This window comes from Desulfosporosinus sp. SYSU MS00001, assembly GCF_049943955.1.
Taxonomy (GTDB): Bacteria; Bacillota; Desulfitobacteriia; order Desulfitobacteriales; family Desulfitobacteriaceae; genus Desulfosporosinus.
Genome location: NZ_JBNFTW010000012.1, coordinates 99,249 through 123,937 on the forward strand (window position 1 = coordinate 99,249; position 24,689 = coordinate 123,937).

Here is a 24,689-nt window from a genome sequence, read left to right on the forward strand (position 1 = left end):
TAAATTCCTCCCTTGCACTATGTACCATAACTAATAACTATATAACCGTCAGATTCCCAATATCTTTCAAGCAGAATACCGCTCTAAATATCTAAATGGTTTTATTTGTTTCCACTGATTTATGTAAAATTATACTCTTTTATAGAGAGCTTGCAATTTACGTTCTAGCAGCGACGTTCAAGATTATGTAAAAGTAAAGTTAAACCATCGAATATCTAGAATAATCATGAATAATCGGAGTGAGCGATAATGAATCAATTAATTGCCTTGGGAACAGGCCATGCTACAGTAACTAAGTGCTTCAACACATGTTTTGCCCTATCCAATGAAAAGAATGAGTATATCTTGGTTGATACCGGTGGTGGCAATGGCATTTTAGCAGCTTTGGAAAAAACGGGTATTTCCGTTCAAGAGATACACAACGTTTTCATCAGCCACAAGCATTCAGATCATCTTCTTGGAGTAGTTTGGATCATTAGAATAATCGCATCGTCTGTTCTAATAGGTCAGTATAACGATAACCTGAACATCTATTGTCATAGAGAGCTTATAAGCGATATCAAAACCCTCGTGAAATCGACGCTCGATAAAAAGTTAACGGACGTAATCGGTCACCGAATTTTCATTATACCTGTAGATGATGGACAAACGAATACTCTTCTTGGTCAAGATTTTACGTTCTTTGATATTCACTCCACCAAGGTGAAACAGTACGGCTTTACTGTCAAACTAAATAACGGAAAACTTCTTGCCTTTCTAGGAGATGAACCCTATAACAATTTATGTGAAACTTATGTTTCAAATAGTGATTGGCTTTTATGTGAGGCCTTTTGCCTTTATCGTGACCGCGAAGTATTTAGGCCCTATGAAAAACATCATAGTACTGTTAAAGATGCTTGCGAACTTGCAACTCTACTTAATATAAAAAACCTAATACTATGGCATACTGAGGACTCTAACATAGCTCAGCGAAAAAACCTTTACACAGAGGAAGGGAAAAAATACTTCAGCGGAAATATTTACATTCCTGATGATCTAACGATAATAACTCTATAACCTATACTTCAGTGACGCACCCGCTGGCAAATCACCATCGTGGTGCGTTCCTGCCATTATTTGCTTAATTCTATTAATTCTTCAATATCACTATTAAAATAACTTTTTACTTTCGTCAAAACGTGTTTGTCTTCGAATGACTTATACATTTTCATCAAACTTTCAGCATACATTCAGGAAACTTTCAGCAATTATTCAGATTAGAGTATAATTTTAGAATTTATTTAACCAATAAAGTATAAGAAATCTAAAATAAAGGGGAGATTTATTTGAATATCACAGACTTTATCAATCTTACAAGCTTATTTAGCCTAGATAGCCTTGTGTCCGACGGAACTATCACCCAAGACCAAGAAACTGCCATACATAACATGTTTGAAACATCAAGAATGGCTTATCAGCAATTTTAGACCTAAAAAAGGGTACAAAAAACAGGCGCTGCCTTTCAGTGAGGCAACGCCTATCTTATAGATGGCTTTTACAAATTTGCTTATCGTTATGCCATGAGTATTAAAGATAATATCATTGACATATTCTGGAGTTGATAATCATAAATACCCGAACTAAGATGATGTAATCCTGCTGAATGCTAATGAGGTTTGCACCTATTCCCCTTTGAGTAAAAGATCCTCAATGTTTTTTCTGTTATCCGGGTTTTCTCTGCTTTGCAATTCTTGACTCAAACTATCTTTTTGTCCATAATATCCCACTGCTATCACTGCAATTATTGTGTAATCCTCAGGTATGCAAAATTCTTCCCGGGCTTTTTCACGATTAAAGCCTCCCATGGCATGAGTAATCAACCCACGTCTCTGAGCTTCCAAAGATAAATAACCCCACGAAGTTCCGGCATCAAACATATGCCAGTAATTATCTTTTCCATTTAACGTAAATGTTTTTTTGGAAACAATCAAAATCAAAACCGGAGCTTTCTTCGCCCATTCCAGGTTTGAAGGAGTTAAAAGTCCACGCATTTTTTGAAGCATTACTTCGTTATCTGCAATAATAAATCGCCAAGGTTGCTCGTTAAAACATGAAGGTGCAAATCTGGCCGCCTCAAGCAAGGGCATTAAATCCTCTCGCGGAACTAACCTGCTACCAAATGCTCTGGGTGACCATCGCTCTTTAATTTCAGGGATAATTTCAAAATTGAACTGTCTCGTCATTTTCCCTCTCCTTTTAATGATCTTACTTTACTACCAGCACCGGACATAAAGAATGGGCAAGAATCTTTTGAGTTACGCTACCTAACACAGCTCCTGATATAGGTCCATGTCCATGACTGCCCATAATAATTAAATCAAAATCCCTCTTGGCTTCTTCAAGAATGGCGCTTGCGGGATGCCCTGAAATATGCTTTTTATGGAAAACAATATCACCGACTTCAATCCCTGCTAAAGCTGCCTCCAAAGCTGCTTCTCCACTTTGATCAATTTCCTCCTGAGATACGACAAGACCATAAGATACTGTATAGCCCCAATATGCTTCTGGATTGTACGTCACATGAAATAGCTCAACCTCGGAGTTAAATTGCCGTGCAAGGTTGAGTGCTGTAACCAAAGCTCGGCGAGAATATTCAGAAATATCCGTCGGAACTAAAATCCTTTTGAACATCATTTACCACCCTTTCAACTCTTATTTACAAAAATGGTTTAAGGCCAAAAGATTAACCAAACTAGCTTCTCATTAAGTATTAATGCTTGAACTCTATTTATTTTAAGTATTATTATATCATTATAATTATTCTTTACAACTATTTTATTTAAATTTTACCTGATATTCTTAATCTGCTTAAAACTGGCATAGTATACAAAAACATTGCCATAACGATGTATAATTATGAGTGATATACTCCTGATACACCCATTTTACTGGATCATTGGAGGTTTGATAATGAATATCAAGGCAACAAAATACCTTCTGCCCCAATTTGCTCAAGATTTTATTAATCATCTTGCAGTTACCAATAAATCAAAGTCTACCCAAGCAGCCTACGTTTACGAGTTGGGTATGTTTTTTAATTATCTATGCCGCTCAGTGCCTGACTTCCCCTCCTCTCCCTCTCATATCCAGGTTTCGGTCATGGAAACCGTCGGTCATCGCCATATTGAGTCCTATTTAAGCTGGGCAAATTCCGAACGTAATAACGGGCCTCGTGCTCTAGCTCGTAAACAAGCAGTAATTAAGTCATTATATCGATATATGCTTCGTGAAGATATGATACATAAAGACGTTACAATTAAATTAGATCCAATTTATGTTAATCAAAGCCTTCCTAAAGCTTTAGAACCTAATCAAATTGCTGATTTGACTGATGTTTTAGAAACTGGTACAGGATTATCTGACGGCCAGCTTAAATACTATGCTTATACTGAGAAACGTGATTATGCCATTGTCCTTACTTTAATCGGCACAGGACTGCGCTTATCTGAACTTTGCGGTTTGGATCTCAGCCATACATTTATAGCAAAAGGGCATTTTAAAATCACACGTAAAGGGAATAAGGAAAGCGTTGTTTATTTTAATCAGGAAGTTGCAACAGCTCTAAACGATTATCTTGGCAGCGAACGCCCACGTTATGCCCGTAATAACGTTGATGCTCTTTTTCTATCGATTCAGGGAAACCGAATCAGCAAGAGAGCAGTACAAAATCTGATTGCCAAATACATGACCATCCTCAAATCATTTGGACATAATACTGAAGGTTACAGTGTCCATAAATTACGTTCGACATTTGCTACTTTGCTCCTTCGGGAAACAGACAATTTAGCGATTGTACAAGATGCTCTTGGACATGCAGACCCAAGGACAACAAGAATTTATGCTAAAGTACTGGACGAGCAATTAAAGCGAGCTGCCGATTTGATAAAATTCAAATAGAAACACCTTGTAAAGTCAACTCGCTTACGCTAAAGCTGAACATCAGGGCTTTAGATACAATAATGTCCAGTGGACATTATTGCCGAGCCGCCTTTCCCAATAGAAATACTTAGCGGTGAAGGAGAACTCTACCCCACCTGAAGTTAACGAAGGACCCACCCCCACTTATAGAAGTGGGGGGCTTAAAAATTGGATAAAGTGTTCTTATAGTAATTGCCAATTTCTTAATGAGCTTTATTTTAAATTATTTTTAAGCAGAGATTCGCTTCAGGTGAGTTTCTGCTTTTATTATCGTTTATGGAACTCTTATCCCATCTCGGGCATTTCCCTATTGTATTAAAGTTCGATAATAATCCAGGTTATTATGTAACTTTGAATTTAAATACTTATATTATTTTTGTTATTTGTGTATTTATATTTTCAATATTTACATATTCTCTTTTTTCTCTCTGATTGTGTAGCAGGAATTCACAATAGCAATACCGAATACACAACAATTGAATCCGCTGAAATTAATTGCGGAAACAAAGAGAAAAAAATAAAGGAGGAAGAAAGGAAAATCATGATCAGAAAGAAAAAATGGTTGGTTTCAGTCTTATCAGCCGCTCTTGTTCTTGGGTCTGTAGTTACTGGCTGCGGCACCTCAAGCACCCAAGCAACTCAAGGGGCTGATAAACCAATGAAGGTGAGTTTTGATCCGGGCGCAGAACCTAAAACCCTTGATCCCCAGATGTCCGACGGTGTTCCTGAAGCAATCATGGAGATGAATTTATTTGAAGGTTTAACCCGTCTGGATAAAAACAACGAACCGCAATTGGCAATTGCCAGCAGCATTGATGTATCTGCTGACGGTTTGACCTACACTATCAAGATGAAGGATACAAAGTTCAGCAACGGAGATCCTGTAACTGCTGATGATTTTAAAGCTTCCTGGCTTCACGCCCTCGATCCGAATGCGGCTTCAAACTATGCTTACCAATTGTACTATTTTAAGAATGCGAAAGAATATAATGCCGGTAAAGCTACGGCAGATCAAGTGGGTATCGAAGTGAAAGACCCTCATACCTTAGTGCTTACTTTGGCAGCTCCTACGCCCTATTTCAAATCCTTGCTGGCTTTCCAAACCTATTATCCGGTTGACCAAAAGAATGTAAAAGCCAATAAGAACTGGAATACGGACGCCAAAACCTTTGTGAGTAACGGTCCTTTTACGATGAAGTCCTGGACTCACAACGATTCCATGGTTCTGGTTAAAAACCCAAATTACTGGGATGCAGCCAATGTTAAACTCTCAGAACTCGATTTCAACTTAGTAGAAGATCACAAAGCTGCAGCGACCGCCTTTGATGCTGGACAATTAGATGGCTTATATGATCCGACTCCGGAAGATATCGTCCGCTATCAAAAATCAGGAATCCTTAAGAAGGCTCCTCAGTTAGGTACCTATTTCTACCGTTTCAACACGACCAAAGCTCCTTTAAATGATCCTCGCGTCCGTGAGGCTCTGTCTATCTGTCTCAATCGTCAAGATTTAATTACCAACGTCTTTAAAGGCGGGCAAGCTCCGGCCTATGCTTACGTGCCCGGTGGAGTTCCCGATGCCACGCCGGGTAAAGACTTCCGTGCCGTTGGCGGAAATTTCATTACCGAGGATATTGCTAAAGCCAAACAACTGTTAGCTGAGGCTGGTTATCCTGATGGTAAGAATTTCCCAACTCTGACACTCCTTTATAATACTAACGGTACTCATCAACTTCCTGCCCAAGCTATTCAAGATTTCTGGCATAAGAATTTGGGTATCAATGTCAAATTGCTCGGCCAAGAATGGCAAGTTTACCTGCAAACCATGCAAAACCTGCAATACGATGTTGCTCGCGCTGCCTGGAATGGCGATTATATCGATCCTATGACATTTATGGATATGTTCACCACTGGTAACGGTGAGAACCAAACCGGCTGGTCTAACGCCCAATATGACAAAGATATTGAGACTGCAAAAAACACAGCTGATCAAACGGTACGCATGAAAGCCATGCATGACGCCGAAACCGTTTTAATGAAAGAAAAACCGATAATGCCCATTTATTACTATGTCCAAAACTACGTACTGAAAGATAACATTAAGGGTGTTCTTGTTAATCCCATGGGGGACTTTGATTTCAAAACCGCTTATCTTCAATAACATCATGTTGAGTGGACAGTAAGTTAAGGGGCAAGTTCCAATAACTTGCCCCTTAACTCTGTAATTTTGTAACTTTGATTGAGGGGGAGGAATATGGTTCGCTATTTACTCGGACGAATCCTGGCGGCTATTATAGTAATTTGGTTGGTTATAACTCTGACCTTCTTTTTGATGCATGCAATACCCGGCGGCCCATTTGCTTCCGATAAGGTTTTGCTGCCCCAGGTTAAGGCCAACATTAATGCCCGTTACCACTTGAATGATCCTCTGTTTAAGCAATATACCGATTATCTAAAAAATGCTGCACACTTTGACTTTGGACCCACTTTCCGTTATCAAGGGCGGTCTGTCAATGATATTATTACAGAAGGCTTGCCTCGAACAGCGGCTATCGGTTCCATGGCAACTATTCTCGCCTTACTCTGCGGCACGTTTTTGGGAATTATCGCTGCCTTGAGGCAAAATAAAACGGCCGATTATGTGGCTACATTTTTGGCTACCATCGGTATCTCCGTACCAAGTTTCGTAATTGCTACTCTTTTACAGTATTATGTTGGATTTAAGCTCCATCTCTTCCCCCCCATCGGCTGGGGAGATCCAAATCAGCTTGTTATGCCCGTTCTGGCTTTAAGTGCCTATCCTGTGGCCCAAATCACGCGTCTCACTCGGACAAGCATGCTCGATGTTCTTCATCAGGACTATATCAGAACTGCAAAGGCCAAGGGACTGCCTGGTTATATTGTTGTTTTCCGACACGCTCTCAAAAATGCCATTATCCCGCTTTTGACGTTTATGGGACCATTCTTTGCTTATATTCTCTGCGGCAATTTTGTTATCGAATATATCTTTAATATTCCCGGAATTGGACAATATTTTGTTACCAGTATTACCAACCGTGATTATCCCGTGATCATGGGGACAACAATTCTGGTTGCCACCTTAATGGTCACGTTTAACCTTCTGGTGGATATTGCTTATACTCTGGTCGATCCACGCATCAAGCTAACTGATCAAAAGGGGGTCTGAGCATGAGTTTGCCGTTAGATTCATTTACACCACTGCAACAAACTCAAAAAACCGATGTGATTAACCGGCCAAGCACCACCCTCTGGCAGGATGCTCGCCGTCGTTTTAAAAAGAATCCTTTAGCTATGGGCGGGCTGATTGTTCTTGTCCTTATTTGTTTGTTTGGCTTTGGAGGGCCCTTCCTCTCTCACTTTAACTATTATTCCAATGACTTGAGCCATACCTTAAACCCTCCCAGTTGGGTTCATCCCTTCGGCACTGATGAACTGGGCAGGGATATTTTAACCCGGGCTATGTATGGAACCCAGATTTCCCTGGCCATTGGCTTTGGTTCGGTACTGATTAACCTGACTATCGGAATCATCTATGGCGGTATCTCCGGTTATGTGGGCGGCCGCATTGATAATCTGATGCAACGGTTTATTGATATCATTTTCAGTGTCCCTGATATGTTATATGTAATTTTATTAATGGTTCTTCTTGGTTCTGGTCTGCGCAATATTTTTATTGTTCTCGGTATCGAATACTGGGTTACTATGGCCAGAATCATTCGCGGTCAAATCCTGACACTGCGGGAACAAGAATTTGTTTTAGCCGCCCGCACTCTGGGGGCAAGCACTCCCCGCATTCTTTTCAAGCATTTGCTTCCCAATACCGTTGGGCAAATTATTGTAGTATCTGCTTTGCAGATACCTGCCGCTATTTTTATGGAAGCCTTCCTGAGCTTTATTGGGTTAGGAGTGCAGCCTCCTTGGGTCAGCCTTGGATATATGGCTGCCGAGGGACGGGGGAATATTCCCGGTTCTGCTTTTGCTTTAATTTTCCCGGCAGCTTTAATTGCTATTTTAATGTTGTCATTTAACTTTATTGGTGATGGGCTGCGTGATGCCTTTGATCCTAAAATGCGCAAGTAAGGAGGAGATATTGTGGCTTTACTGGAAGTGGAAAACCTCAGCACCTCCTTCTATACCTATGCTGGAGAAGTGCAGTCAGTTTCGGGGGTTAGTTTTCATGTTGATGCAGGGGAAGCTGTAGGGATTGTCGGAGAATCCGGCTGCGGTAAGTCGGTAACAGTTCAGTCAATTATGCGTTTGATTCCCAATCCCCCAGGCAAAATCAAAAACGGTCAAATCCGTTTAGCGGGCCGAGATTTAGTCCACCTGCCGGAAAAAGAGATGCAGAAAATCCGCGGCAAAGAAATCGGTATGATCTTCCAAGACCCGATGACAAGCCTAAATCCTGTGCTCACCATAGGGCGGCAGATGACAGAAGTCTTACAGCACCATGAAGGGATCGGCAAAAATGAAGCTTTAGGACGTGCTGCTAAATATTTGACCATGGTGGGAATTTCTAATCCTGAACGTCGATTAAAACAATATCCTCATGAATTTTCCGGCGGAATGAGACAGAGGGTTATGATTGCCATGGCATTGCTCTGCAATCCCAAACTTTTAATTGCAGATGAACCAACAACTGCCTTGGACGTAACAATTCAGGCTCAGATATTGGAGTTAATGAAGGACTTAAAGGATAAAGTTAATACTTCGATTATCTTAATTACCCATGATTTAGGAGTTGTAGCCGGTCTTTGTTCGCGAATTATCGTCATGTATGGCGGCAAAATCGTAGAAATGGGCACAACCCAGGATATCTTTAAGGATCCTCGGCACCCTTATACTTGGGGATTGTTAAAAAGCGTTCCCAGGTTAGATGCCTCCAAGGGCAGCAAACTGGTGCCTATCGTCGGGAGCCCTCCCGATCTGCTTAATCCTCCTAAAGGATGCGGCTTTGCGGCACGCTGTCCACATGCTATGAAAATCTGTGATACTCAGCCTCCAGCTTATACTAATCTTAATGAAAAACATCAAGCAGCGTGCTGGCTTCTTCATCCTGACGCTCCCAAGGTGACCTTCAACGGGATTGATGAGAAGGAGGCTAGATCATGAGCAGCGAAGTTATTCTGGAAGTCAATAATCTAGTCAAGCACTTTCCGATTAGTGAGGGCTTTTTATCCCGTGAAAACAAAAAAGTTCATGCCGTAAACGGCATATCCTTTAAACTTCATCAGAGAGAAACTTTAGGCTTAGTTGGCGAGAGCGGATGCGGCAAATCAACGGCCGGGCGTACCATTATCCGCCTCTATGAAGCGACATCCGGTGAAGCAAAATTTATGGGCCGCAATATCTATGACTTAAACAAAAAAGAAATGATGACTGTTCGCCGGGATATGCAGATGATTTTTCAGGATCCCTATGCCTCACTTAATCCGCGGATGACTGTCGGGGATATTATCGGCGAAGCTCTCGACATTCATCGCCTGGCCAGCGGTCAAAAACGCACCAATCGAATCTATGAATTACTGGAAACTGTCGGGTTGAATTCCGAGCATGCCAACCGCTTCCCTCATGAATTTTCCGGTGGTCAGAGACAACGGATTGGGATTGCCCGAGCTTTGGCGGTAAACCCCAAGCTGATCATCTGTGATGAACCTATCTCAGCTCTCGATGTCTCGATTCAGGCCCAAATCGTAAACATGCTGGAAGAATTACAGGAAAAACTAGGATTGACTTATCTATTTATTGCTCATGACCTTTCTATGGTCAAACATATCTCCCATCGTATCGCTGTGATGTACCTGGGACGAATTGTAGAGCTAACAACGAGCCAGGACCTTTATGATCATCCGATGCATCCTTATACACAAGCCTTATTATCGGCTATCCCGATCCCCGATCCGGATGTGGAACTAAAACGCTCTCGCATTGTCTTAGAGGGAGGGGTTCCAAGCCCCATTGACCCGCCGAGCGGCTGTTATTTCCGTACTCGTTGTCCAAAAGCCCAGCAACAATGTGCCCAAACAGCTCCTGAATTGAAAGATTGCGGCAACGGTCACTTGGTTGCCTGTCATCTGGTTTAGAACAGCTGCGGCTGACAAAATAAGAGACGATTGCGCAAAAATGCAAACGTCTCTTATTTTTGTTTCTCAATTATTCCCGCTGATTTAAAATTTGAATAATCTTTAACCCAAGTTCTAATTCTAAGCGATTTTTATAATCCTCTAAATCGAGTCCGGTGACCTCTTTAATCCGTTCTAAACGATAAAGCAAGGTTTTGTAATGAATAAAGAGCGCTTTTGCAGCTTTACTTGCGTTACCATTAAACTCCAAAAAGACTTCTAAACTCTTTAGTAGTTCCGTTTGGTTCTGCTGATCATAGTCCAAAAGCATTTTGAGTGATTTAGGTACAAAATCAGCCAGATCATTACCTTGACCAAACTTGCAAAGCATTCGATAGACACCTAGATCCTGGAACCAGGAAATGACGTCTTCCCCTTGAAGCATTTCTCCATAAATAAGAGCGTCCTGGGCCTCTTTATAACTTCTTGGAATCTCTTCGATCTCAGCGGCGACGTTCCCAATACCAATCCCAATCATAATTTTTTTCCAGCGTTTCTTCGCATGATCCTGAATTTCCCGCCCGGCCTTCTTAATCTCCTCGATCGTTTTGCTTGATCCTCTGACAGGCCATAAAACAATGATTGAGTCACCTTTATGTCCGAGAATAAAGTCTTTCATCCGCGTTCTCATCACATTCATAATCAAAGACTGAATTTCAGCCTTAATTCCTTGAAAAGCTATTTTATCCTGTTTAATCTTCGTATCAGCTAAATACTCATCGAGATATTTGAGGCTAAACAGCACAACAACAAAGGGGCGATTAATTTCCCAAGCCAAGAGATTTGCTCTTTCACGCAAACTGCTAACTTCGATCTCTCCACTAATAAGTTTCTCAACAATATCATTGCTGAATTTTTGTTCGACTTCTCGGACAGCAAAACGCCTGACCATCTCCAGGGTTACAACTGTAGTAGCTTGGTCCAAACAAATTAATTCCATCTCATGCATAGGTTTATTAATCTCAGTGACTATTAAATAAGCTTTAATCTGACCTAAAGCTTGAATCGGCACCACAACTTGGTAAACAGGCTCTTCCCCTGCTCCATTTATTATGATGCGATAAGAATTGAAGTTCTTGCTCAGCAAGTCCCCTTCATAAAACGTCGTCATATCCTCAAAACAGCAAAATTTCTCATCAGTGGCAGACAAACATTTCCTTTGGTTATCAAAAACACTCACCGGATTTCCAACCAATTCCGCTAAAGTCTTTGTGATCTTATCAAGGCCTTGGCATTGAAGTGCTAAAGCGGTAAACCGTTCCTGTATTTCTTTATAATATTTAAGTTCAATAACTTGCTTGTTAAAGAGTATCTCCATGACAGGATACATAATATCCACATAGCGAACATTACCTTCTAATTGTATAATAGGCAAACCAATCTCATCGGCAATCTCCAGGATATCCGGCGGGATTCTATCAACAAAGCGCCGTATTTTAACCGCCAGCGCGCAGACGTCTTTGGCAGCAAGATTTCGGATGAACTCACGATAGTTTACCTTTCCTCCCAAGGTGGAATATAAACTTGTCAGGAGCAGTTCACCACCGGCCAGCCAATCGACGATATCCGGAGCTTCCATAATGGTAACCCCTTTAACCACATTCTTAAGGCCCTGGGCACCTGCCATTACTTGTGACGTTCGCAGAGGTTCAAGTTTGAGCAATTTCTCAACGGTTAATTCCACGTTACTCCTCCTGTTTATAACCTTACTTATAGTATAGTATCGTCAATAATTCGTTTATTTCTCCCCATTTCCTGCCCCCAAATCATTAATGCTGAAAAATGCATTTACATATGAAATTAAAGGAAGCCGTCTTTTCAGCCGACTTCCCCTAACTTAAATCTATGATTTTACTAACTAATTATTCTCAAATATTGTGCCACTTTTAAATTTCGACCCTTTAAAGGCAAATTTCATCAGGAGATAGTAAGCAATTCCTGCAACTACCAGGCCAATTATCCAGGCTAGATCGACTTTCAAAAAGGCGGCACCTGCTCCAATCAGCATGGCAAGTATTGCTGCCGCATTATAGCCGGCAAAGACACCCGCTTGATTGTACAATTCACTAACTTCTACACGTTGTTTTCTTAGGATATAATATTCAATAAGCAAAATGGCAACAATTGGTCCCAAGAACGCTGAATAGATAAGAATGAACATATCCAGACCTTTGGCTGAGGAGTCCTGAACAAGAACCCAGGGAAAAGCACACAGCCCTAAGAGTCCAGTTATAAATACGGCTACTTTATATTTCAATTTCGTAAACAGTTGAATGACATAAGTTGGAGTGACAATATTGGCAACCATGTTTGTGGCAACAGCACCAAGAACGATGAAGGCCGATACAAATACTGTAATATAGGGATTATCAACGACGATGGCAAAAGCTTTGACAGGATTGGAGATACCGGTTGCCGATGCCAGCATAGCGCCAATCGTAATAACAAAACCATAGGCCAACACAATCGGTGAGAAATAGAGGAAGCCACGTTTTCCATCGCGAATGCCCGATTTTAACTCTCTCGAATAGTCGGCAGCACTTAAAAAGATACCTGCATAATTCCCCAGGAAAACCATGATGAAGGAAAAGAAGGGCAACCCCCATGACCCAGTGGCATGAACCCATTTTTGACTGACGACACCATTATACTTTGTTACGAGAATGCCAAACACATAAACCAGGGCAACCATAATTACGATAGAAGTCAGCGTTTCAACCCACTTAATTGCATGGAATCCGTACATCGAGATTACAATTTGTACCAATTGAAGAACAACAAAACAAATAACAACATTATTAAAGGCTCCGCCGGTAATGGCCTTGGCAATTTCGTTTAGGGCTGTACCGCCGATCCAGCTCTGGACACCATACCAAACAACGGCAGGAATGCCGCGCAATAGTGAGGTTACAGTAGCTCCTTTTAGGCCAAAAGACATTCTAAGTTGTACGACATAAGGAATTCCGGTTCGATAACCGAGTCTGTCATTTAAGGCAAATACTGTTGAGATAATGGCGATAGCGATAATGGCAGCTGCAAAGGTCTGAACGATATTCAACGTAGCAACTCCAGCAACGACTAAACTCGCTCCCAGTGTCATATTACCTAAGTTAACGCCGTCTCCGATCCACATAAACATATAGGGGATTGGGCCTACTGTCCGTTCGTTTGGAGATCTCGGATTCAAAGCTTCATCATGATCTGCCGACTGAGAAACCTGGGTTACGTTTGTTTCGAGGTTTCCTGAATTTGTAGACATTTTTACCTACTCCTCTTCTTAAGCGTTAGCCCTATTCTAAGCGATCCCTAAATTAAACAAGAGGTCTTAAATGTTTGCCGATTGGTTGGGAAACTACTTTTCCGTCTTTAAATATGGTCTTACCTCTGAGAATGGTTTGAGTAATTTTTCCGCGGAAGGTGCTGCCTACATAAGGGCTGGCCTTATGTTTATAGAAAAGATCTTCTGCCTGAAGTGTAAACTCCTGATTTAAGTCAACCAGCGCAAAATCCCCGTCAAATCCTAAGTCAATCTTTCCTTTCCCAGGAATTTTAAAAACCTCATTTACATTTTGTGCTGTCAATTTGGCAATATCGGCAAGGGGTACTTTTCGCTCATGATAACCATGAGTAAGCAGTGACGACAACGTCGTTTGACAAGCCGAGATCCCTCCCCAAACCTTCAAAAACTCTCCGTCTTTCAGCTTAGGATCACACGGTGAATGATCAGAAGAGATAAAGGTAAATTCACCGTTTAACAATTTACCCCACATTTTTGTTTGGTTTTGAGCATTGCGGATTGGAGGCGAACATTTAGCGACAGTTCCCATCCGTTCAACATCGTCATCGGTAAGAATTAAATAATGACCAATAGTTTCACAGGAAACATCAACCCCCCTGTTCCTGGCCTCTGTTACTAACTCCACTGCCCTTGCTGTACTAACGTGGGCAATAATCAATTTGCAGCCCGTTTCCTCAGCGTAGGAAATCATTCGTGAGACATTTTCAATTTCTGTTATGGGGGAATGAGCTGCAAAATAGTCACGAACGGTCGTCTTATTGTTGGCCAGAGCTTGAGCAGTCAAGGCACTCACAATCTCCGCGTTTTCGCAATGGACCATGAGAGGATATCCTAACTTAGCTAATTTCTCCATGCCGACTACGGCCGTGTAATCGTCCATTCTCTCAAACTCTGCAATTCCACTGAAACATGAGAAGGCCTTAAATCCAACCACGCCGCATTCGGCGAGCTCTTCAAGCCTATCTAAATTTTTAGGCGTAAGTCCGCCCCAAAATCCATAATCGACTAAAGAATCTCTCTGGGCAACGGCAAGCTTATTGTTAAAGTTTTTAGCATCTAACGTACAGGGATTGCAGTTAAGAGGCATATCAAAATAAGCAACCCCTCCACCGGCAGCCAGTGCGTTACTTCCAGTGGCGATAGTTTCCCACTCCGTTCGGCCTGGATCGTTAAAATGAACATGTCCGTCTGTGGTACCGGGAAAAACATAGTTTCCTGTGGCATCAATAATTTCCTTAGCCTCGCCGCTTATTTCCTCAGCAATTTCAACAATTTTCTCATCATCAACAGCAACATCGGCTTTTTTGACACCTTCTGGACAAACAAGCATTCCCTGCCGAATAATTAAGTCATAACGCTTGCTCATAGTTATCCCCCTCTCCTATTTCAATTTGCTGACAAATTCGCCAAAACCCTTTTGACCAACTATTTTGCCATCTTTGGCGACTACTTGGCCCCTTACAACCGTGCAGACAGGAAGACCCTTTCCTTTTAAACCGACAAATGCAGAAATTTTATTGACATAGTACAATGACTCCGGAGTAATTTCCCATTCTTTCTCTGGGTCAAGGATAACCAGGTCGGCATCAAAGCCAACCTCAATGGCTCCTTTTTTGCCAAAAATCCCGCAAACCTTTGCCGGACCTTCACTTAAACTGCGGGCCAATAAGGTCGGGTTATAGCCTCTCTTGACAACGCCTTCACTAAAGACGACCTGCATTACATTTTGGATACCGCTTATGCCGCCCCAGGCTCCAAAAATTCCATGCTTTTCTTCACTCTTCTCGCTCAATTCACACGGTGAATGATCAGAAGCAACGCAAGATAAAGTTCCGTTATTGACGTATTCCCACATTTCCTCCACGGCCGCCTCTTCCCTTAAGGGAGGCGCACATTTAAACAAACTGCCATTCTTAATGACATCTTGGTCGGTAAATGTAAGATAATGCCCGCATGTTTCAGCCGTTACATCGATCCCTTGCTGTTGTGCCTCTTGAATGATTTTGGCAACTCGTGGATGGCTGACATGACAGATATGAGCTTTTGCTCCCAGCTCCTTGGCAAGATTAATAATATTTTGAGTGGCTATTAACTCGGCAATCACCGGTCTGGAATTCAAGAAATCCTGCCAATCATTTTTTTCTTTACGTTGTGCTCTCTTCTCTTCCCACTTGATCAGAGAATAATCTTCACAGTGAAAAGCGGCCCGGGCATCAAACTCCTGCAAAATTTCCATAGCCTCTTTAGCTTGACCGATTGTGAGAGAAACATAATCGGGGGATACCGGCCCGATGAAGGATTTAAAACCGATACAACCCTTTTCATCTAATTCCTTCAATTTATCTAAGTTATAGTCAACTAGTCCTCCCCAGAAACAATAGTCGACATAGGCGTTCACTGAAACCGCTTGAATCTTTTTATCAAAGATTTGAGCATCTGTCATTGCCGGTTCATTCTGCAGAGGCATATCAATGATTGTTGTGATTCCCCCCACCCCTGCTGCAGCAGTGCCGTGGGCGTAGTCTTCTCTCCATAAGTAGCCTGGATCATTTAAGTGAGCATGACTATCAATTGCACCGGGGAATATATAGTTTCCCTGAGCATCAATTACTTCTTTTCCTTCAAGGTGATTTCCGGATTCCACGATAGCTGCGATTTTCCCATCCTTAACACCTATGTTAGCTTCGATAATTCCATCCGTTTTAACAACCTTGCCGTTTTTTATAACCAGATCAAACATTGCCCAACCCCTCCTTTTACTAATTAAATACCTAAAATCCGACATATCCTCAGGAAACCCAGTTTTAGCCTTGAATCTTAATTGTTGTTGGTAATGTCCCCTCCTCAACTTTGAATTTATACAATTCGAATAATGTTCTACATCTAGAATATAATGAACATTTACATTTTTCATTATCACAATGTGCTAATCAAAAGATGATTTTATTATCTATAATTACTAAAGACAAAAGTCAAAAAATATTAAAAAATAAAACTAGACACAATATAAGCCAATTTAAGGAGTGACAAACGTGATTAATAAAGAACGTCTGCTTCATCGTTTAAGGGAATTAGGGAAGATAGGAAGGAATCAATCTGGAGGCATAACTCGTCACGCCTTTACTCAAGAAGATAGATCGGCAAAAGATCTTGTTGCTGTTTACATGCGGGAAGCTGGCTTACAAGTAAGAGAAGATGCCGTAGGCAATTTAATTGGCCGCCGGGAGGGATACGACCCCAACGCAGCGGTGGTTCTTACAGGTTCACACATAGACTCTGTTTGTGACGGAGGAATCTATGACGGCGCACTCGGTCTTCTCGGAGCAATCGAAGTCTTGCAGACACTAAATGAACAACACATTGAGACGAAGCATCCCATTGAGGTTTATGCTTTTAACGACGAAGAAGGTTCACGTTTTAGTTTTAGTATGTTTGGGAGCCGAGGAGTTATCGGCAATCTAAGCCATAAAGATCTTGAAATGAAAGATAAAAATGGCATTTCCGTCGCGGAGGCAATGCAGACACAAGGATACAATCCCGACAAGATCAGTGAGGCTAACCGCTCCCAAGAGTCCATCAAAGCCTTTATTGAACTTCACATTGAACAAGGAAAAGTTTTGGAATCGAAGAACCTCTCGATTGGGATCGTCAGCGGCATCGTCAACGAACTTTGGCTAAAATGTTCTGTCTATGGTGAAGCGGGTCATGCCGGAGCTACGCCTATGACCTTGCGTCATGATGCCTTAGTTGCAGCTGCCGAAATGGTGCAAGTAGTTGAACGAGAGGCGAAATCAACAGGAACTACGGTAGCTACCGTAGGACGGCTCAATGTACAGCCGGGAGGTATCAATATCATTCCCGGAACCGTCGAATTTACCTTAGATCTCAGGGATACTTCCCAGGAGGTCAGCGATAAGGTGGAAATGCAGATCTTTAACGAATTCGCTAGAATCTGCAAGGAAAGGGGGGTTAGTCTTAAGACTGATATTCTGCAAAGAATTCCACCTGCACCTTGCTCAGAAGCGTTCCAAATTGCGGCTCGGAAAGCATGTGAGAGTTCAGGACTTCCCTATTTTTCTCTGCCAAGCGGTGCAGGACATGATGCTATGCAGATGGTAAACATCTGCCCCATCGGCATGATTTTTGTTCGTTCCAAAGATGGAATCAGTCACAATCCTGCAGAATGGAGCAGCCCGGATGATTGTGCCAACGGAGTTAAAGTACTGTATTATACCCTATTAGAATTAGCAGTTAAAGCTAGCTAAAACATATTTATTTTTATGTAACCTTTTTTGGGGAGTGGTCAAAAACTTATAGTTGACCACTCCCTTTAAAGTTTCATCTCTGTTATCGTCTATTACCTTCTTAAAATCTTATAGTTTTCTAATATATAATCTTCTATTAGCTTCATTACCTTCATTACCTTCATTACCTTCATTACCTTCATTACCTTTAACTTCTATTCTGGTAATCTTATAAAACGATCGTTATCTAATCATTGTAACTACAGATAAACTTTCTTTCCTGCTTTTGTATTCTTAAGCTTTACTAAAATGTGAAGTCGCTTACACAAAATTGTGAAGCATAACAAAAATGCTCCCATTTACGCAAAAGATTTATAACCTTCTGCTTTATGGGAGCATATCGAAAAATAGTTATGAGACAATCATTTAAAGCTCGACATCTCTGTTGCAATCCTTGGAATAGATGTAAGTGAAATTCGTCCTGCCGACACCATAGGCTGCTTGAGCCACATAAGGACCGAACCACATGAAATCATCTTTTTTGATCATCGACCAGTTGTCATCAAGGAGATAGCACCCTTCACCTTCTAAAATATAGGCGCCATGTTCCTGGACATGAGTTTCTACGAAAGGATGGCATCCTCCCGGCGCGAAAGAGAGAATATGCATGTTCATATCGAAATTGATATCAACCGGAAGCAGATCTTTAACGAAAACGTTTTCCATCTCATCATAAATTCTGTATTCGATATCATTCACGTTTCCATAATAAATATAGGGATTCATGCCTTCGCAGGGAATATAGACTTGTTTATACAAAAGAACCTTCATTGGCTTTTCACTGGTGTTCTTAAACTCCAGGCCAACACCTGCCGGAGCATAGATATAGGCACCATCGACCGCCCTATAGTCTTTGCCGTCAACAGTATAGTTTCCTTCCCCTTCAATGCAATAGATAAAGGTTTCGATATTGGCTTGATTACCAAATACCTTGGTTGTTCCACCACTCTTTTCAGCAGTAATCACATATTGGACAAAACTAGCCCCCATTTTCGGTGAAGCAACAATACTGATTCGACAGCCTTCAATTCCCGGGACAACATTATTTACGAGTCCGTCGGGAGGAATTACGGCATACTTACCGTGTTTAACAACTGCTCTTGTCGCTAGAATATCTTTTGGGTAACCCATGAACTATCCATCCTTTCAAGCTATCTTTATCCAGTTTTTAAGACCCCCACTTCTATAAGTGGGGGGGGCCTTCGTTAACTTCAGGTGGGGTAGAATCCTCCTTCGCCGCTAAGTATTCCTATTGGGAAAGGCGGCTCGGCAATAATGTCCACTGGAAATTATTGTATCTTAAGCCCCGATGTTCAGCCTTAGCTGAACGAGTTCACTGTTCTTTTTGTTTGGTATACAAAATCACGGCAATATACTCTAAATCACAATCTCCAATATTCTCAATGGAATGATAATCTCCGTCATTGCATTGTGTCATATCACCAGGACCGAGAATTTGTTCATCTCCATTATCATTGACCAGAGCTTTGCCTTTCAGAATGTAATATGTTTCGAAATCTCCAATATGTTGATGTTTGCCGATTGACCCTCCTACAGGGATAATACTTACTCCAAAGAGCCTGCCTGTGCCATGGTTATCCTTATTCTCAACAATATTAATGATTTTTACGGTGCCTTTTCCGCCTTTTAGGTTTGGGCTGTATTCGACCCTTAAATCTTCAGCTTTCTTGATCATAAACTGTCCTCCGTTTTTGGAAAGTGGTCATGCGGTCGACCACTTTATTTGCAATTTCATTCTAACTCATGTATTGTTATAATGCAATCTTTAATTTCGCGTTATTCTCGGTATGGGAACTACTCCCTATGTAGAAATAGGAGTATTACGATTGGATAAAACGTTTGCTATAATTACTATTGTCTGTTAATGACGTGCGGCTAGAGGACACCAGAAAGGCTTGATAAGACAAATGGATAATCTTACCCCGATACATATTCCCGAAAATATACTTTTGTTAAGAAGACGACTCATGCTGTCGCAAAGCGACTTTATTCATTACTATTTAATGAACGAAAACGATCAGCCTCACCTTAGTATTTCCAAACTGTCAACACTTGAAAAAAAATCATGTAAGGACAGCGAATATTATGCCTCACTGCTTGCTCAAGCTTTCGCTGTTGATTCAAAACTTTTTCAGCTTCCCCCCGATGATTTTGCCAAGAATATTGATGTGTTTCTTGCCAACCAACGATCAGTCCATGGAAAAGCCTTAACCGACCTCACTCCAATTGAAAAAAAATCAAGTCAGGTTGAAACTCTGGCCAATGCCCTCAGTAATTTTCTTGAAGACCAACTATTAGCAAACAAAATGAAGCCAGGGGATAAGCTTCCCTCAGACCGCAATCTTGCTGTCCTATTTAATGTTGGGCGAACTTCCATTCGAGAAGCCTTAAAAGTTCTAAGCGTTCTTGGGCTTATCAATATTCTCCCTGGACAAGGTACTTTTATTGCCTCAGATAGCTCAGAATTTTTTTTGACCCCGCTGTCTTGGACATTCTTCCTGGGAGATAAGAATTTAGATCATGTAATATCCGTTCGTAATGTCCTAGAGCTTGAATCGGCACGTCTAGCTGCTATTAATGCAACTTTAGAAGATTTGAATAATCTTAAACTAATTTTCGAAGAATCCAAAAGAGCATATCTTGAACGCGATTTTCAACACTTTCTTGATTTAGATCTTGATTTTCACCTCTCAATTGCCCAATGTTCTCACAATCCAATATTAAGTAATTTACTCCAAACTTCACGCAAACTCATTAAACATATCAGCCAAAGCGGTATGTTAAGTATCGATAATCTAAATGCCGTCTATAAAGAACATAGCCTTATTTATGAGAACATCTTCCAGCATCATAATGACGAAGCCGTTCTAGCCATGAAAAATCATCTTGAAAATGCCCGAATTAGATATAGCCTTTAGCGAACATCACGCGCAAAAAACCTCCAAGAGCATCCAATGGAGGTTTTTCTTATACCGGGTAGAGGACTTCTTGTAAGATATGATAGTTCATTTTGAAGCTAGCATATCACTTCTTTTCTTATCTTTCTCAAATTCGTAATAATCCTTACTAATAATATCCTCAAGTAGATTATGATCATGAAGCAGATCGATTAAAGCACGCTCTCTTTTAGTCTTAGTAATTTGGGCATTGGTCAAAATACTGAAAGGTCTATAAATAGGGCCATTTTCAAATTTTAGGGCCTTGAAATGCTTTTGATCATCGTTGCTGCTGACGGTTAGTTTAGACATAACTGCAATTCCGAGTCCCGCTACAATGACTTCTTTAATCGCTTGTGTGCTTCCTAATTCCATAGTTACATTCAATTGATCGGGATCAAGACCTTTCTCTTTAAGAGCTATTTCCATGACCTTGCGAGTCCCGGAACCTTCCTCTCTTGTTACAAGGTGCTCAGATAATAGTTCTTCCAAAGATATCGCATTTCTTAATCCCCAGGGATGGAAAACCGGTATCACAACAACTAATTCATCTTCCCAAAAACTCTCAACATTTAGGTCCTTATACTGAACAATAGGACCTTCAATGAGTCCAATATGCAGCTTTTTCTCCAAGATATCTTGTGAAATTGTATCTGTATTGGCAATCTTAACTTTGAACTCAACATCGGGATGATGTTGGGACATAAACGCTAAAATTTTAGGAAGAATATATTCCCCAATAGTTAGGGTAGCACCGAGATAAAGCAATTTGCGCTGATCTTTAGCAAGAGCATGTATCTCTTCTCGGGCATGGGAAAGAATGTCCAAAACTCTTACAACATGAGTATAAAAGATTTCACCTTCTTTTGTCAGCGTGACCCCTTTATTTGTGCGGTCAAAAAAACGTGCACCATATTCACTTTCCAGATTCTGAATCTGCAAAGTGATACTGGGCTGACTCATATGAAGACGCTTGGCTGATAAGGTAATATTATTCGTTTCCGCGACTTCTTTAAACATCTGAAATACTTGTTCGATGATAAGTCATCTCCTTTCAAGTATGTTTCTATGAACTCGTCAGCTAAAACTGAACATGAGGCTCCGGTGACGAAAGCGGCCTGTAGACACTTCGCTGAAAGAGCCCAGTCCATAACAAATTCTATTGTCATTCCAATTGTAGAAGTGGAGTCTTACGATTGAAAGAAATAAATAGTCTTGATTATAAAATACAATAGATTATATGTCACTGCAGATTATGCAGGATACATGAAAATCAATTGTCCATCGATCTATTGTTTATTATTCTGATTGTTCTGGTCATCTTCTTTCGTTTCAGTAGTTTTCCCCTCGGAAGCTTTTTTAAATTCTGCAATTCCTTTGCCCAATGATTTTCCAACATCTGGCAATTTACCAGGACCAAAAATAACTAAAGCAATTACCAAAAGGATTGCCATTTCTGGAACATCAAAAAAACCGAATGATATCAGCATCATTTTATTCCTCCCTTATAATCTGCAAACTTTTGCGAGAAACGAATCAGCTTTGTTTCTATTCTTTAGAATTACCTGGATCTCAAAGATGATTCAAATTTATTTATGGTATTTTAATAAATAAGCTCTGTCCGAAGACAGAGCTTAAAATGACCGATTGCGAACAATAGATTCCGTTCTAATAAGGCGCTTCCTGCAACTGCTTCGGCAAAGGTGCGTTAGACGGCAAACGGTAAGGTGCTTCATTAGATGGCCAAGTAATGGAAGGATCCCTATCCGGAAGATATAAGAACACACGCGAGACTTTGTTGGAATCAACATATTCTTGTACCCAAATAGTACTAACCTGAGTGGGAAAATTCCCCTGTGCTGCTATTTCCGTTTGAATGAACTGCGATGGTGTTAAAGAACTTGGTAAATATCCCGATTTCGTATCAATTTTACCGCTAACAATTCCAGCGGGACGGGTAAACTGTGTCTGTACCGTCTTATCTTGAAGAGCAACGGTCATGACCTTCTTCCAAATCTGAGCTGGATAGCTTCCACCGTAAACTTGGCGCAAATAATGCTGTCCATCGGGATCCGAATCATAACCCATCCACACTACTCCCGCATAATATGGCGTATAACCGGCAAACCAAGCATCCGGATTACCATTTTTATTACCATAGCTTTGCGGCAGAGATGTGGTGCCTGTTTTTCCGGCTACCGCCCAATCCCCGATTTTTGCCGCATAGCCTGTTCCGCTCGTTACGACGCTGCTTAGCATATCACTAATTAAATAAGCGGTGGTTTGTTTCATGACACGTTGTCGAGTTATATTCGGAGTAATAATAGTCTTTCCTGTTGAATCAATCACTTTATCGATAGCATGACTGGTAACTCGCTCTCCATTGTTGGCATAAACCCCATAAGCCGAGGCCATATCCAATGTCGAAACGTGGCATGTCCCCAGTGCTAAACTTAATACCTTGTCCTGGTCTGTCAGAGGTAAGCCAAGATTATCTCTGGCAAATTGCCAACCAGTATTTATACCAATTAAACTCAAGAGCTTAACTGCATAAACATTAACGGATTCCTGCAATGCATAACGCATTGTAATCTGCCCTTTCCAGCCTGAAGTAGAAGTGTCATCATCTACAGGACTGTAAGTCTGACCAGCTCCTAAATCAAAGGTAACTGGCATATCATCCAAAACAGTCCCGGGATAATAGCCACCCTTCTCCAAGGCTGGGCCATAAACAGCTAAAGGTTTAATCGTAGATCCCGGCTGTCGCTTGGCTTGCCAAGCACGGTCAAAATTCCCGAATTGATAATCCCGTCCGCCAACCATAGCCACAATATTACCTGTCGATGGTTCGATCATCGTCATAGCCCCCTGGACGAGAGTCTTATCATAACTTTTCGGGAAATTTGCCGGATCATTAAAAGCGTCTTCTGCTGCCGTTTGGATTATGGGATCTACCGTAGTATAAATCTTTAATCCTCCATTAAAGATTTGATCCTGAGTCAGATTGTATTGGTTTTCCAACTCATTGACGACATAATCGACAAAAGACGGATACTTATAATTTGCTGTTGCATAAACAGCCTTTTGCGGTCCGCCATATGTTTTAATCATCGTGTCTACATAGGTAAAAGGTTCATTAATGGATTGATTGTATTGTGCATCGTCAATTATACCCGCATTGCGCATGACACCAAGGACAATATTGCGTCTGGCCTTAGCTGCATCAGGATGAAAATAGGGATCATATCCGCTGGATGCTTGTGGCAAACCAGCCAAAAGGGCCACCTGAGCCGGATCAAGCTGGCTGACGTCTTTGCCAAAATAGGTTTTAGCAGCCGCCTCAATACCATAGGAAGATTCGCCGAGAGGAATTTTATTGAGATAAAATGTAAGGATTTCATCCTTGGTATAGTGGCGTTCAAGTTGTATGGCAATAAGAACTTCTTGAATTTTTCTCGTTAGTGTCTTCGCCGTTGGATCTTGGATGAAGGCATTGCGGGCCAGTTGCTGCGTAATTGTGCTAGCCCCTTCTTTGGCGCTTCCTGAAATCAAATCCTGGTAGAGTGAACCGACAATTCGAATCGGATCAATCCCGATTTCCTGATAAAAACGTTTGTCTTCGACAGCAACAAAGGTCTTTTTCACGATATCCGGGATTTGGGATGAACTTAAGCTGAGCCTATTCACAGTACTATGTAACTGGGCAATCTCATTTCCATCCTTATCATAAATAATTGAAGACTGCTTCATGTTGTCCAAAACGGAAGGATCCCATTGCGGAAGCTGTGCAGCTGCTTTCCAGACAATAATTCCGCCAATAGCAACAGCAATAATAAGCATAGTCAAAAGTGAATAAAGGAACACTCGAAGCTTACTGCTTTTTCTTCGTCGTGGTCCGCTATTCTTGCGCGACGATTTAGCCATATTAAATAACCCCCAACAATTAAATACTAAATAAAGTATAACATACTAAATATCGATAAATAGAATGGTAATAATTGCTTAATCGTCACTTTGGTACATTTTTCAT

General features: G+C 41.2%; 20 protein-coding genes. 9 read left to right on the forward strand and 11 right to left on the reverse strand.

Annotated features, from left to right (window positions below; genetic code table 11):
• Window positions 1–249: 249 nt before the first annotated feature.
• On the forward strand, window positions 250–1,056 hold the full coding sequence (locus ACPUYX_RS18310; protein WP_426381059.1) for an MBL fold metallo-hydrolase: 807 nt from the start codon (window positions 250–252) through the stop codon (window positions 1,054–1,056).
• Between the two features lie 605 nt (window positions 1,057–1,661).
• Here ACPUYX_RS18310 and ACPUYX_RS18315 read toward each other — a convergent pair.
• Together ACPUYX_RS18315 and ACPUYX_RS18320 are read right to left on the reverse strand one after the other, a co-directional pair.
• Complete coding sequence (locus ACPUYX_RS18315) at window positions 1,662–2,222, reverse strand: nitroreductase family protein (RefSeq protein WP_426381060.1); 561 nt, start codon at window positions 2,220–2,222, stop codon at window positions 1,662–1,664.
• A 22-nt stretch (window positions 2,223–2,244) separates the two neighbouring features.
• Entirely contained in the window at window positions 2,245–2,670 is a 426-nt protein-coding gene (locus ACPUYX_RS18320) for a universal stress protein (protein ID WP_426381061.1), read from the reverse strand.
• A 279-nt stretch (window positions 2,671–2,949) separates the two neighbouring features.
• On the opposite strand from ACPUYX_RS18320, the gene ACPUYX_RS18325 reads away from it, so the two are divergent.
• The 6 genes from ACPUYX_RS18325 (at window position 2,950) to ACPUYX_RS18350 (ending at window position 10,061) form a co-directional block, all read left to right on the forward strand.
• A complete protein-coding gene (locus ACPUYX_RS18325) occupies window positions 2,950–3,936 on the forward strand; it encodes a tyrosine-type recombinase/integrase (RefSeq protein WP_426381062.1) in 987 nt (328 codons plus the stop codon).
• A gap of 562 nt (window positions 3,937–4,498) precedes the next feature.
• The gene (locus ACPUYX_RS18330; RefSeq protein ID WP_426381063.1) at window positions 4,499–6,118 is read left to right on the forward strand and encodes a peptide ABC transporter substrate-binding protein; all 1,620 of its coding nucleotides are present in this window, start codon (window positions 4,499–4,501) and stop codon (window positions 6,116–6,118) included.
• A 93-nt stretch (window positions 6,119–6,211) separates the two neighbouring features.
• Window positions 6,212–7,144 (forward strand): ABC transporter permease, encoded by a 933-nt coding sequence (locus tag ACPUYX_RS18335; protein WP_426381064.1) that lies wholly within the window; start codon window positions 6,212–6,214, stop codon window positions 7,142–7,144.
• A gap of 2 nt (window positions 7,145–7,146) precedes the next feature.
• Window positions 7,147–8,058, forward strand: coding sequence for an ABC transporter permease (locus tag ACPUYX_RS18340; RefSeq protein ID WP_426381065.1), 912 nt, complete (start codon window positions 7,147–7,149; stop codon window positions 8,056–8,058).
• Between the two features lie 9 nt (window positions 8,059–8,067).
• Window positions 8,068–9,090 (forward strand): ABC transporter ATP-binding protein, encoded by a 1,023-nt coding sequence (locus ACPUYX_RS18345; protein WP_426381095.1) that lies wholly within the window; start codon window positions 8,068–8,070, stop codon window positions 9,088–9,090.
• The gene (locus tag ACPUYX_RS18350) at window positions 9,087–10,061 is read left to right on the forward strand and encodes an ABC transporter ATP-binding protein (RefSeq protein WP_426381066.1); all 975 of its coding nucleotides are present in this window, start codon (window positions 9,087–9,089) and stop codon (window positions 10,059–10,061) included. The genes ACPUYX_RS18345 and ACPUYX_RS18350 overlap by 4 nt, the downstream gene beginning before the upstream one ends.
• A 70-nt stretch (window positions 10,062–10,131) precedes the next feature.
• Here ACPUYX_RS18350 and ACPUYX_RS18355 read toward each other — a convergent pair whose 3' ends face one another.
• From ACPUYX_RS18355 to allB (ACPUYX_RS18370), 4 genes are all read right to left on the reverse strand, one after another.
• Window positions 10,132–11,784, reverse strand: a complete 1,653-nt coding sequence (locus tag ACPUYX_RS18355) for a PucR family transcriptional regulator (protein ID WP_426381067.1) — start codon at window positions 11,782–11,784, stop codon at window positions 10,132–10,134.
• Window positions 11,785–11,958: 174 nt separating this feature from the next.
• A complete protein-coding gene (locus tag ACPUYX_RS18360; RefSeq protein WP_426381068.1) occupies window positions 11,959–13,359 on the reverse strand; it encodes an NCS1 family transporter in 1,401 nt (466 codons plus the stop codon).
• A 52-nt stretch (window positions 13,360–13,411) separates the two neighbouring features.
• Window positions 13,412–14,764: an allantoinase AllB gene (gene allB, locus ACPUYX_RS18365; RefSeq protein ID WP_426381069.1), complete on the reverse strand. Its 1,353-nt coding sequence runs from the start codon at window positions 14,762–14,764 to the stop codon at window positions 13,412–13,414.
• Window positions 14,765–14,779: 15 nt separating this feature from the next.
• Complete coding sequence (gene allB / locus ACPUYX_RS18370; protein ID WP_426381070.1) at window positions 14,780–16,138, reverse strand: allantoinase AllB; 1,359 nt, start codon at window positions 16,136–16,138, stop codon at window positions 14,780–14,782.
• Window positions 16,139–16,430: 292 nt separating this feature from the next.
• Here allB (ACPUYX_RS18370) and ACPUYX_RS18375 point away from each other — a divergent pair, with 292 nt between their 5' ends.
• The gene (locus tag ACPUYX_RS18375; RefSeq protein WP_426381071.1) at window positions 16,431–17,663 is read left to right on the forward strand and encodes a Zn-dependent hydrolase; all 1,233 of its coding nucleotides are present in this window, start codon (window positions 16,431–16,433) and stop codon (window positions 17,661–17,663) included.
• A 405-nt stretch (window positions 17,664–18,068) separates the two neighbouring features.
• On the opposite strand, the gene allE is transcribed toward ACPUYX_RS18375, so the two are convergent.
• Together allE and ACPUYX_RS18385 are read right to left on the reverse strand one after the other, a co-directional pair.
• Window positions 18,069–18,833 carry a (S)-ureidoglycine aminohydrolase gene (gene allE, locus ACPUYX_RS18380; RefSeq protein ID WP_426381072.1) on the reverse strand — a complete coding sequence of 255 codons (765 nt, stop codon included), beginning with the start codon at window positions 18,831–18,833 and terminating at the stop codon, window positions 18,069–18,071.
• A 202-nt stretch (window positions 18,834–19,035) separates the two neighbouring features.
• Window positions 19,036–19,398, reverse strand: a complete 363-nt coding sequence (locus ACPUYX_RS18385) for a cupin domain-containing protein (RefSeq protein WP_426381073.1) — start codon at window positions 19,396–19,398, stop codon at window positions 19,036–19,038.
• A gap of 292 nt (window positions 19,399–19,690) precedes the next feature.
• Between ACPUYX_RS18385 and ACPUYX_RS18390 the strand changes: the two genes are divergently transcribed.
• Window positions 19,691–20,641, forward strand: a complete 951-nt coding sequence (locus tag ACPUYX_RS18390) for a FadR/GntR family transcriptional regulator (protein ID WP_426381074.1) — start codon at window positions 19,691–19,693, stop codon at window positions 20,639–20,641.
• 87 nt (window positions 20,642–20,728) lie between these two features.
• Here the strand turns inward: ACPUYX_RS18390 and ACPUYX_RS18395 are convergent, their stop codons facing one another.
• From ACPUYX_RS18395 to ACPUYX_RS18405, 3 genes are all read right to left on the reverse strand, one after another.
• Window positions 20,729–21,679 carry a LysR family transcriptional regulator gene (locus ACPUYX_RS18395; RefSeq protein WP_426381075.1) on the reverse strand — a complete coding sequence of 317 codons (951 nt, stop codon included), beginning with the start codon at window positions 21,677–21,679 and terminating at the stop codon, window positions 20,729–20,731.
• A gap of 269 nt (window positions 21,680–21,948) precedes the next feature.
• Window positions 21,949–22,149: a twin-arginine translocase TatA/TatE family subunit gene (tatA, locus tag ACPUYX_RS18400; protein ID WP_426381096.1), complete on the reverse strand. Its 201-nt coding sequence runs from the start codon at window positions 22,147–22,149 to the stop codon at window positions 21,949–21,951.
• 178 nt (window positions 22,150–22,327) lie between these two features.
• Window positions 22,328–24,583 (reverse strand): transglycosylase domain-containing protein, encoded by a 2,256-nt coding sequence (locus ACPUYX_RS18405; RefSeq protein WP_426381076.1) that lies wholly within the window; start codon window positions 24,581–24,583, stop codon window positions 22,328–22,330.
• Between the last annotated feature and the right edge of the window lie 106 nt (window positions 24,584–24,689).

Bases quoted from the DNA above. Each gene is read 5' to 3' on its own strand.
- ACPUYX_RS18350 (WP_426381066.1), top strand. From the start codon at position 9,087: ATGAGCAGCGAAGTTATTCTGGAAGTCAATAATCTAGTCAAGCACTTT.
- ACPUYX_RS18385 (WP_426381073.1), bottom strand. From the start codon at position 19,398: ATGATCAAGAAAGCTGAAGATTTAAGGGTCGAATACAGCCCAAACCTA.
- ACPUYX_RS18330 (WP_426381063.1), top strand. From the start codon at position 4,499: ATGATCAGAAAGAAAAAATGGTTGGTTTCAGTCTTATCAGCCGCTCTT.
- ACPUYX_RS18405 (WP_426381076.1), bottom strand. From the start codon at position 24,583: ATGGCTAAATCGTCGCGCAAGAATAGCGGACCACGACGAAGAAAAAGC.
- ACPUYX_RS18390 (WP_426381074.1), top strand. From the start codon at position 19,691: ATGCTGTCGCAAAGCGACTTTATTCATTACTATTTAATGAACGAAAAC.
- ACPUYX_RS18395 (WP_426381075.1), bottom strand. From the start codon at position 21,679: ATGTTTAAAGAAGTCGCGGAAACGAATAATATTACCTTATCAGCCAAG.
- ACPUYX_RS18320 (WP_426381061.1), bottom strand. From the start codon at position 2,670: ATGTTCAAAAGGATTTTAGTTCCGACGGATATTTCTGAATATTCTCGC.
- ACPUYX_RS18315 (WP_426381060.1), bottom strand. From the start codon at position 2,222: ATGACGAGACAGTTCAATTTTGAAATTATCCCTGAAATTAAAGAGCGA.
- ACPUYX_RS18360 (WP_426381068.1), bottom strand. From the start codon at position 13,359: ATGTCTACAAATTCAGGAAACCTCGAAACAAACGTAACCCAGGTTTCT.
- allB (WP_426381069.1), bottom strand. From the start codon at position 14,764: ATGAGCAAGCGTTATGACTTAATTATTCGGCAGGGAATGCTTGTTTGT.
- allB (WP_426381070.1), bottom strand. From the start codon at position 16,138: ATGTTTGATCTGGTTATAAAAAACGGCAAGGTTGTTAAAACGGATGGA.
- ACPUYX_RS18325 (WP_426381062.1), top strand. From the start codon at position 2,950: ATGAATATCAAGGCAACAAAATACCTTCTGCCCCAATTTGCTCAAGAT.
- ACPUYX_RS18340 (WP_426381065.1), top strand. From the start codon at position 7,147: ATGAGTTTGCCGTTAGATTCATTTACACCACTGCAACAAACTCAAAAA.
- ACPUYX_RS18310 (WP_426381059.1), top strand. From the start codon at position 250: ATGAATCAATTAATTGCCTTGGGAACAGGCCATGCTACAGTAACTAAG.
- tatA (WP_426381096.1), bottom strand. From the start codon at position 22,149: ATGCTGATATCATTCGGTTTTTTTGATGTTCCAGAAATGGCAATCCTT.
- ACPUYX_RS18335 (WP_426381064.1), top strand. From the start codon at position 6,212: ATGGTTCGCTATTTACTCGGACGAATCCTGGCGGCTATTATAGTAATT.
- allE (WP_426381072.1), bottom strand. From the start codon at position 18,833: ATGGGTTACCCAAAAGATATTCTAGCGACAAGAGCAGTTGTTAAACAC.